General features: G+C 35.9%; 14 protein-coding genes. 1 reads left to right on the plus strand and 13 read right to left on the minus strand.

Annotated elements, in window-relative coordinates; translation table 11 throughout:
* Window positions 1-32 precede the first annotated feature (32 nt).
* The 11 genes from BJ095_RS01210 to citZ all read right to left on the minus strand — a co-directional run bounded on the left by BJ095_RS01210 (window position 33) and on the right by citZ (window position 12355).
* Entirely contained in the window at window positions 33-1031 is a 999-nt protein-coding gene (locus BJ095_RS01210) for an NADP-dependent oxidoreductase (protein ID WP_107934244.1), read from the minus strand.
* 38 nt (window positions 1032-1069) lie between these two features.
* Complete coding sequence (locus BJ095_RS01215) at window positions 1070-1411, minus strand: ArsR/SmtB family transcription factor (protein ID WP_408056956.1); 342 nt, start codon at window positions 1409-1411, stop codon at window positions 1070-1072.
* 1122 nt (window positions 1412-2533) lie between these two features.
* A complete protein-coding gene (locus BJ095_RS01220; RefSeq protein ID WP_107934313.1) occupies window positions 2534-3460 on the minus strand; it encodes a DUF2268 domain-containing putative Zn-dependent protease in 927 nt (308 codons plus the stop codon).
* Between the two features lie 168 nt (window positions 3461-3628).
* Window positions 3629-4648, minus strand: a complete 1020-nt coding sequence (gene hflC / locus BJ095_RS01225) for a protease modulator HflC (protein ID WP_107934248.1) — start codon at window positions 4646-4648, stop codon at window positions 3629-3631.
* Window positions 4645-5613, minus strand: a complete 969-nt coding sequence (hflK, locus tag BJ095_RS01230) for an FtsH protease activity modulator HflK (RefSeq protein WP_107934250.1) — start codon at window positions 5611-5613, stop codon at window positions 4645-4647. The genes hflC and hflK overlap by 4 nt, the downstream gene beginning before the upstream one ends.
* 214 nt (window positions 5614-5827) lie before the next feature.
* Window positions 5828-7273 (minus strand): two-component system histidine kinase PnpS, encoded by a 1446-nt coding sequence (pnpS, locus tag BJ095_RS01235; protein WP_107934252.1) that lies wholly within the window; start codon window positions 7271-7273, stop codon window positions 5828-5830.
* Window positions 7270-7983, minus strand: coding sequence for a response regulator transcription factor (locus tag BJ095_RS01240; RefSeq protein ID WP_107934254.1), 714 nt, complete (start codon window positions 7981-7983; stop codon window positions 7270-7272). The genes pnpS and BJ095_RS01240 overlap by 4 nt, the downstream gene beginning before the upstream one ends.
* A 54-nt stretch (window positions 7984-8037) precedes the next feature.
* A complete protein-coding gene (locus BJ095_RS01245; RefSeq protein ID WP_107934256.1) occupies window positions 8038-8475 on the minus strand; it encodes a MaoC/PaaZ C-terminal domain-containing protein in 438 nt (145 codons plus the stop codon).
* A 245-nt stretch (window positions 8476-8720) separates the two neighbouring features.
* Window positions 8721-9659, minus strand: coding sequence for a malate dehydrogenase (gene mdh / locus BJ095_RS01250; protein WP_107934258.1), 939 nt, complete (start codon window positions 9657-9659; stop codon window positions 8721-8723).
* Between the two features lie 242 nt (window positions 9660-9901).
* Window positions 9902-11161, minus strand: a complete 1260-nt coding sequence (gene icd, locus BJ095_RS01255; RefSeq protein WP_107934260.1) for an NADP-dependent isocitrate dehydrogenase — start codon at window positions 11159-11161, stop codon at window positions 9902-9904.
* A gap of 78 nt (window positions 11162-11239) precedes the next feature.
* Complete coding sequence (gene citZ / locus BJ095_RS01260; protein ID WP_107934262.1) at window positions 11240-12355, minus strand: citrate synthase; 1116 nt, start codon at window positions 12353-12355, stop codon at window positions 11240-11242.
* 239 nt (window positions 12356-12594) lie between these two features.
* On the opposite strand from citZ, the gene BJ095_RS01265 reads away from it, so the two are divergent.
* Window positions 12595-13575 (plus strand): AI-2E family transporter, encoded by a 981-nt coding sequence (locus BJ095_RS01265; RefSeq protein WP_235867542.1) that lies wholly within the window; start codon window positions 12595-12597, stop codon window positions 13573-13575.
* Here BJ095_RS01265 and BJ095_RS01270 read toward each other — a convergent pair.
* Window positions 13559-13948: an FxsA family protein gene (locus BJ095_RS01270; protein WP_235867543.1), complete on the minus strand. Its 390-nt coding sequence runs from the start codon at window positions 13946-13948 to the stop codon at window positions 13559-13561. The genes BJ095_RS01265 and BJ095_RS01270 overlap by 17 nt on opposite strands.
* A gap of 134 nt (window positions 13949-14082) precedes the next feature.
* Complete coding sequence (gene pyk, locus BJ095_RS01275) at window positions 14083-15843, minus strand: pyruvate kinase (RefSeq protein ID WP_107934268.1); 1761 nt, start codon at window positions 15841-15843, stop codon at window positions 14083-14085.
* Window positions 15844-15855: the final 12 nt, after the last annotated feature.

Here is a 15855-nt window from a genome sequence, read left to right on the forward strand (position 1 = left end):
CAGTTTTTTCGTCTGTTTTACTTGCTTCATAACTATTTAATTTTTAATATAATTTTCCCTTTAGCTCTCCCGGCTTCTGCATATTCCATCGCCTTTTGAGCATCCTCAAAAGGAAAGACTTTATCAATGACAGGCTTGATTTTACCTGCTTCAATATAGTTTGCTAGTATGCGTAATTGCTCACCGCTTGGCTCCATGAACAAAAATGTATATTGAACATTATGCTTTTTTTCAAGAGCAGTGAGCTTTTTACTTGCTACTGCGAACAGGAAGGTTTTAAACAATCCCGAGCCATATTTTTTCGCAAAGCGAGCATTCGGTAATCCAGAAACTGAAACAATTTTCCCTCCTTCTTTGACTATGCCAAACGATTTCTCAAGTATCTCACCCCCAAGAGTATCAAATACCGCATCGTAATTTTGCAATATATCTTCAAACTTTTCTGTTTTGTAATTAATAATTTTATCTGCGCCAAGAGAATTTACTAAATCCGTTCCCGCTGCACTTGCTGTCGTTGCAACAGTGGCTCCCATTAACTTTGCAAGCTGGATTGCAAAAGTTCCGACACCACCAGCTCCTGCTTGTATTAAAATCTTTTGTCCTTTTTGTAATTGTAGAATGTCTTTAAACGCTTGATATGTAGTTAACCCAACCAACGGAATCGAAGCTGCTTCTTCAAAGGTTAAATTCTTAGGTTTTAAGGCAATATCATCTTCATGTACAGAGATATATTCAGCAAAAGTACCAATTTTACTTTTACGTGGACGGGCATATATTTCGTCACCGACTTTAAAACGAGTTACCTTTGCGCCAACTTTTACTACAACACCCGAAAAGTCATTTCCAAGAATAAGAGGCATTTTATATTTAAGTAACAATTTCACTTTCCCATCACGTATCTTAAAATCAACCGGATTAATACTAGCTGCATGAATTTCTGCAAGTACCTCATGATCAGCAATTTCTGGTGTAGGCAATTCTGCCATACGCATTGGAGCCTTTCCGTATTTATCTATGACCATTGCTCTCATGTCTATTCCCCCAAATAATGTATTTTATATTATAAATTTCAATAAAAATCCTCCAAAAACTTATCAATATCGCTCACTAGATTTTTTAATAAACCTATTTTGGTACGTATATTTATATAGTAAAAATTCATTGTCCCTTCCTTACGCATTAAAATAACACCGGCTTCTCGTAAAATCTTAAGATGATGTGAAACAGCAGGTCGAGAAAGATGTGTTTGTTCAGTAATCTCACCTACACGCAATCCGGTTTGACATTCCGTTCCCATTAAAACCAAAAGAATAGATTGACGGGTTTCATCACCAATCGCCTGTAATACTTTTTGAGAATGAATAAAATCTTCTTTGATACGATTTAGTTGGTCTTGTTTATTCAATAAAATCCCTCCAATAGTCCGTCGAATAGTTTAAGTTAACGAACCATATCACCGAACACAACAATATAATATAGTTAAGTTTGGTGCAATATTGAGAAAGTAAATCGAGACGAATGAAATTTCACTTCAAATACAAGGCATTCGTTTCATCTATTAATGCCAATATAAAAAGCACCTTCCTTGGAAAGTGCCTACTTTTTGAAGAATATTTTTCAGACAAAGCTGCTTTTTGAGTTTGTACGGATTTTATCTACAAATAGAAAAGTCAAATAACCTACAATATTAAAAATGATAATTACTAAAGCCCATTTGACATTTAGTTTTTGCTGGCAACTAATACTTTTTATTGCCCATATAGAAAATAAGATAGCATAGAGGAGACCTCCTAATAATAAGCAGAATACGCTTAGCTCATGGAAGCTTTCTCTTTCAGTTACAACATACCAATTACCAGTACCACTCCCTGTAGGTAATTTATCAATAAATAATAATTTATGTGTCCCTAGATCTCGACTATACTTAAAATCAGATTTGGCATTATTAACATACTCAAATATTTTTTCAATAGGAATATCTTTAACATAATAAATTTGAATCTTTGAGATATGCTTGGTCTCGTGGACTAAATGTTCTATTTCTTTTTTTTCAGCAATTGATATATTACTGTTACTGTCTAAACTATAATGGACTGCTGTTGATAAAAATGATTTTTCATTTAAACTTGTGGTCTAACTTGACTGAAGAACACTAAAAACAATGATTGCTAAAATAAGAAAACCTAAGGCTAAGGCGAAATAAAGTAACCTATCCCTCTTTTCACCAATCTTCAAATAGACACCTCCATTATTAGTACATGTCCACGGTTAACGAAATATTACTCTGCTAATTATCACATATTAAAATAACTATTCATTAATTAACTTATCATTGAATGTTGCCGTCATACCCCACGATGTTAAAAGTTATTCAAAAAATAATTCCCTTTAAAACAATAAAAAAGGTACATTCCTCGAAAAAGAAATGCACCACATAATGGACTAGCCTGCAATATTTTAATTTTCATTATTCCCCCCCCCATAGTAGCCCTTTGCCACTATAAAAGCTATTCTTTATCAAGCATCGTTTGCTTCATTGGTAGTGCTCAATGTATTTGCCTTTTTCAAAAATGTCTTGAGCTGTTAAAGCTGTCCATTCTTCTGGTGTTAGTGTGGGATATAAGTCGAGATAGGATTTAACCATCTTATAGCCCTCACTGTAACCATATAAATCAGGTAAATCTTTTCCACCAATTATAATTTCTAACGACCGATTCAAGTCCTGTTTGTTTAAATCTGGTTCTACTTTAGACCATAATTCTTTGTTGTATGTTAAATCTACTGAAGTGCTGCTTTCTAGCTCGGGATAAACGGTTTTTTCGAACATGACCGCTTTTCCTTCAAAGATAAGATTATCTAAAACAGTTCCGAAATGATTATTCAAATACTTTTGGGTCCAAAAACTGTGATGATATTCATGTGCAACACCAACCTTTATAAAATCATCACTAAAATAGCCATTATAGGGAATAATAATTTTCCCTGCCCCAACAGTAATCATATGTACATCATGGGTAGAGGGCAAAACGCACACCGCTACCTCTTCTTGAGAGGGTAGAAGTTCTGCAGATTTCAAAAGGGACTCCTGAATGAGCTCATTGATTTCTATTTTACGAGTTTCTAAATTTTCACTAATTATTTCTAATTCTGTTAATCTATTTGGAACATCCCCCAGTAAGTCCTCTGCCATATAGAGGTATTCAGCATTTTTAAAACAATCCTTGTATATAGGCTGTATAACTTCCTCTTTATATTTTTCCAGAGTTCCATTGCTTGGATCCCCCTTTGTTTCTTCAATATACCGCTCAAATAGTTGATTGGCATGAATGATTTTAAACTTTTGCTTTGTCTGGGGATTCTCAAATGTATACATTATTTCAATATCATCGGTATTTAGTTCTTCCTTACTTTTTTCAGCTTGCGTACAAGCCGTGAGTGTAAATAATAATAGAAATACCATGAAAAAAACACTAGTTTTGGATTTCAATTTCAATCTTTTCCCCCCATGCAGTTTGACATTGAAAGCTACTGTTACTACATTTTAAATTTTCCCATCTTATAAAATATAGTATTCTAACAATTTTTGTAAAAATAGGCTGACCTCCAAACAAGAAGCCAGCCCATTTTCTTATTCTAAATACCCTGATAAAATTCTAGCATATGGAGAGTTTGATGGAAGGATAATAACTGTGTCTTCCCCGATTGTCTTTTTGTAGGATTCGAGTGTTCTGTATAATCCATAGAATTCTGGGTCGCGTGAGAAGGCAGAGTTATAAATTTTGGCTGCCTCTGCTTCCCCTTGTGCACGGATAACAGCAGCATCTTTATTTGCTGTTGCTATTAATTCACTAACTTCACGATCCGTTTGGGCAACACGCTCATTCTTTACTGCATCCCCTTCAGATAGATATCTCTGAGCAATTGATTCACGTTCAGAAATCATGCGCGTATAGACAGATTGTTCATTCTCCTGTGGTAAATCCGTACGACGAATACGGACATCAACAACTGCTATTCCAAAATTACCATTTTCCAGAGCCTTATTTACTTCTTCCGTTACACGGTCATTTATACTACCACGCTCGGAATTTTCATCATTTATAATTTGGTCGTAATTTAATTGTCCCAGCTGTGTACGCAGTACGGAATAAATATATTCCTCCATACGAGACTCAGCATTTATGAGCGTCCCAGCATTAGAAATTAACGATTTCGGATCTGTAACACGCCATACTGCATAGTTATCAATAATAATTCTCTTCTTATCTAATGTGTTAATCTCTTCTTGTGTCATTTCGTATGTCATCAAGTTTTTTGGTAGGGTAGTTACACTTTGGATAAATGGAATTTTAATATTTAAGCCAGGTTCTTCCTCATATTTTACAACTTCTCCAAATTGACGAACGACCTTGTACTCATTTTCTTTCACAACATAGACATTCCCTATGACAATAATAATTACAGCAAATATGGCAGTAAGGAGGATAGCCGATTTGGCGAATTGCCGTCCATTAAACGGCTTTTTCTCCTTCACAATCTTCGTATCATTTGGGTCGTTTGAATTTTTCTTTTTGTTTTTATTATTTCCGAAAAGCGATTTAGCCACTTTTTCTAAATCACCATCAAATTGATTGTTGTTGTTACTCATTGCTTATCGCTCCCTTCAGAGGATTCTTCTGTTTTGACAGGAGAGGTTGCCGTTGGTTGAAGCGGTAAATATTTTAAGGTTTCACCATCATCATTCATGATATAGATCTGAGTATTTGGTAAAACATTTTCTAAGGTTTCAAGAATTAAACGCTGTCTAGTAATATCTTTATTGCCTTCATATTCTTTATATAAATCATTGAAGATTGCAACTTCCCCCTCGGCTTGCTGAATACGGGCAATTTTTTCTCCCTCAGCACGAGACTTAATAGCACTTACTTCACCCTGTGCTTCACTTAATTTTTGATTTTTATATTTTGCTGCTTCATTTGTTTTCGTGCTTTTCGTTTCACGAGCATCTGTTACAGCAGTAAAGGCTGCACGTACTTCCTTATTTGGTAACTCGACGTCCTGAAGCTTTACACCCAGAATACTTACGCCAATGTCATATTTATCGACTAATGACACTAATAAATCTCGTGTAAATAATTCAATATCCGCTTTTCCGTTTGTTAATGCATTATCAATAGTAGTGCTGCCAATAATGGAGCGAATCGCACTTGAAGTGGCATTATGTAGTATTTGTTTTGGATCTTCGGAGTTAAAGAGATATTTCTTCGGATCTGTAATCTTCCATTGTACGACTAAGTCTGTAAGTACAATATTTTCGTCACCTGTAATCATTTTTGTTTCATTGTCATAGGATTCAATCACGCCATCCTCGGTCTGTTCATAGCCAAACTGCAAACTATACGTTTCCTTTGAAAGGATTTCTACCTTTTGTACCGGCCATGGTAACTTAAAATGTAATCCTGAATCTGTAATGGTTTCATCTGCTTGACCAAAAGTAATCACAACTGCCTGCTCTGACTCATCTACTGTATACCAGGAAGTAAAAACTGCTATCAGTGCAATGATTGAAAACAAACTTAGTCCAGTGATTAACAAAGTACGTTTAACACTCATCTTGTGGTCCCCCTAAATTGTAAAATTTTGTTTCTTAATACATTTACGGATAACTCTCCGATAAGTTTCAACAAAAAAAGAAAATGCCCCTACATTGGGACATTTCCTTTTTGTATATATCTATTTACTATATTTGAAACAGGGGGGTTTCTATAAATAATCATAGGGTAGAAATATGAAGTAACAATAACAATATTGTAAATCTATTGTTAAGTTATTTTTTTAATGGAATTAAGACCTTCATGCAAGTACCTTTTCCAACCGTACTTTCTACATTGATCTTACCATGATGAGCTTCTACTAAGTGTTTTACAATCGCTAGCCCTAATCCTGTACCTCCAGAATTACGACTCCGTGCTTTATCAATACGATAGAATCGTTCAAAAATACGAGCAATCTCATTCTTTTCAATGCCCATTCCCTGATCCTCTACCTCGATAATTCCATATTCACTATTTGCTTTTATACGTAAAGTAATGGTTGTATTTTCCGGAGAATAAGTAATAGAGTTTGTAATTAGATTCGTGAAAATTTGAATCAGTCGATTAAAATCACCCATGACCATCACATCTCGCACAATATCTACATCAAACTGCATGTTCTTTTCATCCATTCGTGGGCTCGTTAACTCCACTGAGCGAATCAACACCTCCTGCAGGCTGGCAGGCATTATATTCACAGAGAAGCCATGCTGTTCAATTTTCGATAATTCAAGTAAATCTTGAATAAGCATTTGAAGTCTATTACTTTCCTGATAGATGATATCTAAAAATGAAATAAGCATCTTTTCATCTTTAAATGCACCATCTAACAGGGTTTCTGAAAATCCTTTAATGGAGGTAATCGGTGTTCTTAATTCATGAGATACGTTTGCCACAAAGTCCTTCCGTATTTGCTCCAGACGGATGAGCTCAGAAATGTCATGCATAACGATTACTACACCTAGCCAACGCCCATGATCTCCTACAACAGGTGCTCCATATATTTGTTTGTATTGGATTTCCTGATGGATTTCCACTTCAATTTGTTTACGATATGGAAGCTCTGTTAAGAAAACATGGTCGATAAACTTTTCAATCTCACTTGGCAGTCCTAGCGTTAAAAAGTTGAACCCCTTCACTTCATCGATGGATAGCTCAAAGCCTTCAAGAAATTGACGATTTACAATCGAAACGGTGGCTTCACGGTCAATCATAATTAGTGCACTACCCATATTTTCAATAAGGGTTTTTAAACGCTCTTCTTCAATTTCTCTTATTTTCTCAATTTCCTGCAGGTTCCTTGCCAAAATATTAATGGAATTTCTCAACTCCACGATACTAACAGGTCCAAGTGCATATGCTCTTGCACGATAGTTCCCTTTTGTTAACTCTCTTGCTGTTAGTGTTATATTTTCAATTGGGTCCAATAAGTTTCGTATTAGATAATTCGCAACAAAGCAAATTAGTACAAAGCTTAGGAAAATCAAGAAAGCTATGATAGAAGCGAACTGTCTCCGTGTCTCCTCAATACTTTCCATATCAAAAACAAGACTATTTTTGGTTCCAAAGTTTTCGATGATAAAAGGAAAAAGCTGACCTAAAATAAAGCCAAGGACAGCTAAAATCGAACCTGTTAATATCATGAAGGTAACAAACAATCGGTTACGATATGCCTTCATAGGCTTTTTGGCTCCTCAAATTTATAGCCGATTCCTCTTATAGTTTTGATAAATTTTGGCTTGCGGCTATTTTCCTCAATTTTATCTCTCAAATGACTGATGTGGACATCAACAATTCTTGTATCCCCAGCAAAATCATAATTCCATACTGCACTTAGAAGCTGATCTCTTGTTAGTACACGATTTTTATTTTCTAAAAGATAAACAAGTAGTTCAAACTCTTTTGGTGTAAATTCCAATGACTCCTCATCCAGAAAAGCTTCGAAACGATTTGGATAGACTTGTAGTTTTCCAAATTGATACACAGCATTTTCCGGCTCTTCTTCCTCTTGAGGCAGAACTGGTGTAAAACGACGCAAAACAGCTTTTACACGTGCAATTACTTCACGAGGACTAAAGGGCTTCGTCATATAATCATCTGCACCAAGCTCTAAGCCTAAAACTTTATCAAACTCATCATCTCGAGCTGTAAGCATAATGATAGGAATATTGCGTCTTTGACTGCGTAACTCCTTACAAACTTCCATTCCATCCATAGTAGGAAGCATTAGATCTAATAAAATCAGATCAGGTGAGTGCTCAATTGCCATATCAAGGCCAACTTTCCCATCATGTGCAAGGAGCACCTCATATCCACCACGCTCTAGATTGTACTTTAATAATGTTGCGATTGATACTTCATCTTCTACGACTAAAATTGTTTTTAACATAAGTAACCTCCAATGATGATTTGAAACCCCCATTTCAAATCAGAAAACAAAACTCTAATAAGGTGGTACTACTTTTATAACACCATTTAATACTTGAATTTTTTTATCCTTAAATGCATTCACATAGATTTCCACAAAATTTTGAGCGAAATCAATATGCTGTACTTCAAGTAAAAGCTCAATTGTTTCGTAATGATACACAGGCTCTAAATAAATGATGTTTTGCTCACGAATATGAGAACCTGGTCCAGGCAGGTGCTTGGATATAGCAGAAGTAATGATGCCATTTAACATAATTGCAGGAACTATCGGCTTTTTATAAGGTGTATCAAGCGCATAGTCATGTTGAATGTATAGCGGATTATTATCATTTGTTAAACCTAAATACAGAAGCAGATCTTTATCTTCAATCTTTTCATTTAACTGAAGCTTTTCGCCAACAATGATTTCATCAATCTTCTTTCCTAATTTCAAACCCTTACGTAGCAGCAATTAAGCAGCAACCCCTTTTCTTCACGGTTACCTTCATATTATCAATTTTTACTGAAAATAACAATCTCTAGAAGTATTGAAAGAATTTAGTTAGCTTAAGGAGATATGATTTGAAGGATACGTTCTGTTGAAGAACATAATAGTCTTACCCACTTTTACTTTTTATGACAACTTTTATGGTATACCCTAATAATTAAAAAAATCGAGTGAGATTATTCCCACTCGACACTTTAGAGAAGCATTTATTAATCTAATATTCTCATTACTTCTCGAACAGCTTCTGCTGAGACATCCAAAGCTACTTTTTCTTTTTCGGTTAGCTCAAGCTCAAAGATTTTTTCGATTCCGTTTGCACCTAGCAATGTAGGAACGCCGAGATAGATGCCATTATAGCCGTATTCACCCTCTAAATAGGCAATAGAAGGCAAGACGCGTTTTTGGTCTTTAATGATTGCTTCAGCCATTTCAATGAGCGCTGCTGCAGGTGCATAGTAGGCTGAGCCGTTTCCAAGGAGGTTGACTATTTCTCCTCCACCGACTCTGGTGCGTTGTACAATCTCCTCTAAACGTTCCGGAGCAATCAGGGTTTCTAATGGAATTCCCCCGGCATAAGAATATCGAGTCAGTGGAACCATTGTATCCCCATGTCCTCCTAATACAAAACCTCGAATATCCTTTACTGAGATATTTAACTCTTCTGCCACAAATGCACAGAAGCGAGCAGTATCAAGGACTCCAGATTGTCCGATTACGCGACTCTTAGGGAAGCCAGTTTCCTTAAATACTGTATAGGTCATTGCATCAACTGGATTTGTTAAAACTAGGATGGTTGCATTTGACGAATGTTTGGCAATCTCACTTGCAACCGATTTCATGACCTTTTGATTTATTTGCACTAAATCATCACGACTCATGCCAGGCTTACGTGCAACGCCAGCAGTAATAATCACTAAATCTGAGTCAGCAGTATCTGTATAATCCGATGTACCTTTTACATGAGCATCAAAGCCTTGTACAGGTGCTGCCTCCCACATATCTAAAGCTTTCCCTTTTGTTGGGTTTTCACTTTGTGGGATATCTACTAAGACAACATCCCCTAGTTCCTTTTGAGCTGCTAGGAACGCTGCTGTTGCTCCAGTGAATCCTGCACCGATTACAGATATTTTTTTACGTTTTAGAGACATATTGTAAAACACTCCTTTTGAACCTGAGTTTGTTTAGTGCTTATTTATTTTATAAGGGGAGGCCCAAAATAAGCATCCGCCTTCTCCATAAATTAAAGGATTGATTACTTATTTACCCGTCTAAACTCAATATATCCAAAAAAGAAAGAAATAAAAAGAAGGGTAGCTAATAATTCATAAAGTATTACTACTTTAATCATAAAAGCTTTTAATATAATTTTAAGTTTTCGAGAAACTAAGAATTAAAGGTTTTTGATTAATTCGTTAGCGAACTCTGAACATTTAACTTCTGTAGCGCCATCCATTAAACGAGCGAAGTCATAAGTTACAACTTTAGAAGCAATTGTTTTTTCTACAGAGTTAGTGATTAAATCTGCAGCTTCTTGCCATCCTAAGTGTTCAAGCATTAATACACCTGAAAGTAATACTGAAGATGGGTTAACTTTGTCTTGACCAGCATATTTAGGAGCAGTTCCGTGAGTTGCTTCGAAGATCGCATGTCCAGTTACATAGTTAATATTAGCTCCTGGAGCGATACCGATACCACCAACCTGTGCAGCTAATGCGTCAGAGATATAGTCACCATTTAAGTTCATTGTAGCTACTACGTCGAACTCATTTGGACGAGTTAAGATTTGTTGTAAGAAAATATCAGCGATAGAGTCTTTTACAAGAACTTTACCAGCAGCTAAAGCTTCGTCTTGAGCTTTGTTAGCAGCTTCTACGCCTTCTGCTTCTTTAATGCGGTCATATTGATCCCAAGTGAATACTTGATCACCATATTCACGTTCAGCTAAATCGTAACCCCATTGTTTGAATCCACCCTCAGTGAATTTCATGATGTTACCTTTGTGTACTAAAGTTAAAGATGGACGGTTATGCTTAATAGCATACTCGATAGCAGAACGTACTAAACGCTCAGTACCTTCTTTAGAAACTGGTTTAATACCGATACCTGAAGTTTCTGGGAAACGGATTTTGTTAACTCCCATTTCTTCTTTTAAGAAGTTGATTACTTTTTTCACTTCTTCAGAACCTTGAGCATATTCGATACCAGCATAGATATCTTCAGTGTTTTCACGGAAGATTACCATGTCAACATCTTCTGGTTTTTTAACTGGAGAAGGTACACCTTCGAAGTGACGTACTGGACGTAAGCATACATATAAGTCAAGTTGTTGACGTAATGCTACGTTTAAAGAACGGATACCGCCACCGATTGGAGTTGTAAGAGGACCTTTAATAGCGATTAAGTATTCGTTGATTTTATCTAAAGTTTCTTGTGGTAACCATTCACCAGTTTGGTTGAATGCTTTTTCACCAGCAAGTACTTCTAACCATTCAATTTTCTTTTCACCATTATAAGCTTTTTCAACAGCTGCGTCGATTACGCGAGATGCTGCTACCCAGATATCTGGACCAATTCCGTCACCTTCGATGAAAGGAATTGTTGGATTATTTGGTACCTGAAGTGCACCGTTTTCTACTACAATTTTAGACATGGATGTTGCCTCCCTATTTTCATAAATCTAGGACTGTGATTTCACAGTCCTAGACAATTTTAACATATATTCGAAAAATTATCTTTCCTCGATTGATACGTATTTTTGCATTCCTGGTCCAACATATTCTGCACGAGGACGAATTAAACGATTATTTGCATATTGCTCTAAGATATGTGCAATCCAACCTGAAGTACGAGAAACTGCGAAGATTGGTGTGAATAAGTCATGTTCGATTCCTAATGAATCATAAACTGATGCTGAGAAGAAATCTACGTTAGCTGGAAGATTTTTTTGCTCAACGATCATGTCATGAATTTTTACTGACATGTCATATAATTCTGGCTTACCAGTTAATTTAGTTAACTTTTCGCTCATTACACGTAAGTGTTTTGCACGTGGGTCGCCTTTGCGGTATACGCGGTGACCGAAGCCCATGATTTTTTCTTTGTTGTTTAATTTAGTTTGGATATAGTTCTCAACATTATCAAGTGAACCAATTTCAGATAACATTTTCATAACTTGCTCGTTAGCTCCACCGTGAAGAGGACCTTTTAAAGCACCAATTGCAGATGTAATACCAGAGTATACATCTGATAATGTAGCTACACATACACGTGCAGTGAATGTAGAAGCGTTTAATTCATGGTCAGCATGTAAAACTAATGCTTTGTTGAATGCTTCGATTTCGATTGGTGCTGGCTCTTTACCATGTAACATATATAAGAAGTTTGCAGCATATCCTAATTCAGGTTTTGGTGCAATTGGTTCTAAACCTTTACGGATACGAGAGAAACCAGTTACTACAGTAGCAATTTTAGCTTGTAGACGAATTGCTTTACGGTAGTTAGCTTCAGTAGACATTTCGTCTGCTTCTGAATCATAAACACCTAATAATGAGATAGCTGAACGTAATGCAGCCATAGGGTGAACTGTATCTAATGGATATGTTTTGAATTGGTCAAAGATTGCTTGAGGTACTTCAGCATTGTCCGCTAAGCTTTGAGTTAACTCAGCTAATTCGGCTTTGTTTGGTAAACGTGTATGCCAAAGTAAATATACTACCTCTTCAAATGTAGCATTTTCAGTTAAATCATCAATATCATATCCAACGTATGTAAGTGTGTCATCGATAATTGAACTGATTTTAGTTTCTGCAGCTACGATACCTTCTAAACCACGTGTTGCTGTCATAAAAAATCGCTCCCTCTTGTATAAAAGTTTTTAGTTGTAAGTGCTTTCTTTTTGTAGCACTCAATTATTCTGCTCATGTGAACCTATAAGTAAATCGCTTACATCTCATATTATAATAAATTTTGACGTCTTTGTGAATGAAATTAAATGAAATTAAGAAAAAATTGATTAGTTAATGAAAATATCGTTTAAAGAAGAAGAAATTAACTAAAACGAGATATGAATTACATAAAATAGAGGTGGTAAATTTGCAAGCAAGTAAAAAGAACGTCTTTCCTTACAAAAAAAACCTGAAATATTTACTGTTAATTCTATACTTTGCTATTTTATGGCTCATATTACCTGTTTCAATCGCTGTATTTTTTGCCTATTTCTTGTATCCTATTATCAACTTTTTTCATAAGTATTTAAGAATACCATACATATTAAGTGCTATCCTGATTTCCGCATTAATATTCATATCCACTTATGTATTCTTTTTCATGACCGTTCAAAGCATAATCGCTATTTACCCAGAAGTAAAGGTTCAAGTCCAAAATTTAGATATTCTTAATTCGGGAGATCATATATTATTAGAAACTATTTTCAATAAGTCTCTTTCCTATATTGATGGTGCCATTATGGGCATTGCCAATGTATTGCAGGATATCCTATCCTACATCATCGAGCTTTTCATCTTTATCGTGGCTTTCTTCTTTGCCATATTCGAGTCAAAAAACAATCGCTATTGGTTTTTCATCTATGTTCCCAAACAATACCGCGACGAGTGGAAGGGCTATTTTTCAAAAGGTACAAGTCTATTCGGATACTTCATCTTTGTAGAATTCCAATTATTTATCATTACCTTCTTCTTATTAAGCAGTGGACTTGCCTTAATGCAATTTGAGCATCCAGTGAATAAATCGTTCTTAATATCCTTAGCAGATGCCCTACCATTTTTCGGAATTGGCTTATTTCTAATTCCGATTGCTATTTACTTCTTTGTTATTGGCGAAAAAATTCTTTGTTTAGCTTTAGTCGTTCTATATATATTTATACAGATTACAAGGCAACTCGCTGAGTCTCTATTGTGGGCATCCACATTCCATCTAAGAACTGTACACACCTTCTTTATAAGCGCTGCCTCAATATTACTTTTCGGAGTATATGGAATACTATTAAGCCCATTCCTTTTGCTGATTGCAGTAAAGCTTAAATCAAAATCTATCTATGGACAATAAATACCTGCCCATTCTTAAGCTTCTTTCTTAACCAATAAAATATTGCTGGCTTATATAATTTTCGAGTAAACGGAATAATTAAAGTAAATCCAACAAGATCTGTTAGAAATCCTGGTGTTACTAATAGTACCCCACCTACAAAGATTAAAAACGTATCGATTATCGCAACTCCTGGCGGGTTTCCTTCAGATATACTATTTTGGAGATTACGTACAGATTGCATTCCTTGTTTTTTCGCTATAATAACTCCGATTACGCTAGTTAGTATTATCAATAGTAATGTAGTAAATACACCCATTACTTTTCCAACCACTATAAAAATAGCTATTTCAACTAATATTGCTGCTATAAAAGCACCTATTATTTTTCTCAAGATTTCAACCTCCATTTTCTAGAGTATTTCTATAGTATATACGTTCTATCTAGGGTAAAAGTTTCATTTCCATAGAGGTTAAAAAAAGGAGCATACTCATACATTGAGATGCTCCTCTTCTATAGTTTTACATATTATAAAACACTCGCATGACCTTTATAAATTACACCTGTTTCAGCGTCCATTGTAATTTCTTGGCCGTGACGGATTACAGATGTCGCTTCATTTACTCCAACAATGACAGGAATTCCAAGGCTTAAACCTACTACTGCAGCATGACTTGTTAAGCCACCCTCTTCTGTAATAATCCCTGCACATTTCTTTATAGCATCCATCATTTCGCGATCTGTTCCTACAGTTACTAAAATCGCATCCTCTGCATCGTAGCTGCGTGCTTCTTCAGCATTTTTCACAACAATCGCTTTCCCAACGACTGAAAGCTTACCAACACCTTGACCCTTTGCCAATAAATCGCCAATTACATGTACTTTCATTAAGTTTGTTGTACCCGCTTCACCAACTGGTACACCAGCTGTGATAATTACAACATCTCCATGATCTACATGGCCGCGTTTTAATGCTTCATCAACCGATAATTCTAAAATTTCATCGGTTGTTGTCACTTTAGGTGTAACAATTGGTGTTACACCCCATACAAGTGTTAGCTTCTGAGCTGTTGACGGAATATTAGTAATAGCGATAATCGGTACCCCAGGACGATATTTGGCTATCATTCTAGCTGTAGTCCCACTTGCTGTAGGTGCAAGTACAGATTTTACTCCCAGGTTAATGGAAGTATAAGCTACTGCTTGTGAAAGCGCCTCAGTCATTGTTGACCCACGCTCTTTACTACGCGTATTTACAATGGATCGGTAGTCTAAAGAATTCTCTGTATGCTCAGCAATTTTGTTCATAGTCTTTACAGATTCAACTGGATAAAGTCCAGCTGCTGTCTCACCTGAAAGCATGATTGCATCCGTTCCATCAAAGATTGCATTGGCCACATCACTTGCCTCTGCACGAGTTGGACGAGGATTACGCTGCATCGAATCTAACATTTGTGTTGCAGTAATAACTGGTTTTCCTACTAAATTACATTTTTTAATAAGATTTTTCTGTACAAGTGGTACTTCTTCAGCTGGAATTTCTACACCTAAGTCTCCACGTGCAACCATTAAACCATCCGAAACCTCAATAATTCCATCGATATTGTCGACGCCCTCTTGGTTTTCAATCTTAGGGATAATTTGTATATGACTACCGCCATTTTGTTCAAGTAATTCACGGATTTCAAGAACATCCTTTGGTGTACGAACAAATGAGGCAGCAATAAAATCAACACTCTGTTCAATACCAAACAGAATATCCTGTGCATCCTTTTCTGTTATACCAGGTAATTTAACCGAAACACCCGGCACGTTTACACCTTTTTTATTTTTTAGTAGCCCTGCATTTTCAATAATTGTATGGATTAAACCCTTTTCTAAATCCTTCTCTAATACGCGAAGTTCAATTAAACCATCATCTAATAGAATTCTGTCATCTTTGTCCACATCTTCGATTAGGTTCTCATATGTTACTGAAAAGGCGCTTTCAGTTCCTACTACTTCTGTCATTGAAATATCGATAGCTTGTCCTTGCTTAAGATGTAGCTCACCATTTTCCATAGTATGTGTACGAATTTCAGGACCCTTTGTATCAAGTAAGATCCCCACAGTTTTATTTAGTTTTTGAGCTACTTCTCTAATTGTTGTAATTCTAACGGCATGCTCTTCATGATTGCCGTGGGAAAAGTTTAATCTTGCTACATTCATGCCTGCTTCCATAAGCTTTGTAAGCATTTCCGGCGATTCACTTGCTGGACCAATAGTACATACGATTTTTGTTTTTCTCATTGTTTTCTCTCC

Origin of the sequence: Ureibacillus chungkukjangi, assembly GCF_003217295.1 — a bacterium.
Taxonomy (GTDB): Bacteria; Bacillota; Bacilli; order Bacillales_A; family Planococcaceae; genus Ureibacillus; species Ureibacillus chungkukjangi.

Excerpts from the sequence above, each read along its gene's own strand:
- hflC (WP_107934248.1), bottom strand. The coding sequence starts at position 4,648 with ATGAGTAACAACAACAATCAATTTGATGGTGATTTAGAAAAAGTGGCT.
- hflK (WP_107934250.1), bottom strand. The coding sequence starts at position 5,613 with ATGAGTGTTAAACGTACTTTGTTAATCACTGGACTAAGTTTGTTTTCA.
- pnpS (WP_107934252.1), bottom strand. The coding sequence starts at position 7,273 with ATGAAGGCATATCGTAACCGATTGTTTGTTACCTTCATGATATTAACA.
- citZ (WP_107934262.1), bottom strand. The coding sequence starts at position 12,355 with ATGACAGCAACACGTGGTTTAGAAGGTATCGTAGCTGCAGAAACTAAA.
- pyk (WP_107934268.1), bottom strand. The coding sequence starts at position 15,843 with ATGAGAAAAACAAAAATCGTATGTACTATTGGTCCAGCAAGTGAATCG.
- BJ095_RS01220 (WP_107934313.1), bottom strand. The coding sequence starts at position 3,460 with ATGGTATTTCTATTATTATTTACACTCACGGCTTGTACGCAAGCTGAA.
- icd (WP_107934260.1), bottom strand. The coding sequence starts at position 11,161 with ATGTCTAAAATTGTAGTAGAAAACGGTGCACTTCAGGTACCAAATAAT.
- BJ095_RS01210 (WP_107934244.1), bottom strand. The coding sequence starts at position 1,031 with ATGAGAGCAATGGTCATAGATAAATACGGAAAGGCTCCAATGCGTATG.
- BJ095_RS01240 (WP_107934254.1), bottom strand. The coding sequence starts at position 7,983 with ATGTTAAAAACAATTTTAGTCGTAGAAGATGAAGTATCAATCGCAACA.
- mdh (WP_107934258.1), bottom strand. The coding sequence starts at position 9,659 with ATGTCTCTAAAACGTAAAAAAATATCTGTAATCGGTGCAGGATTCACT.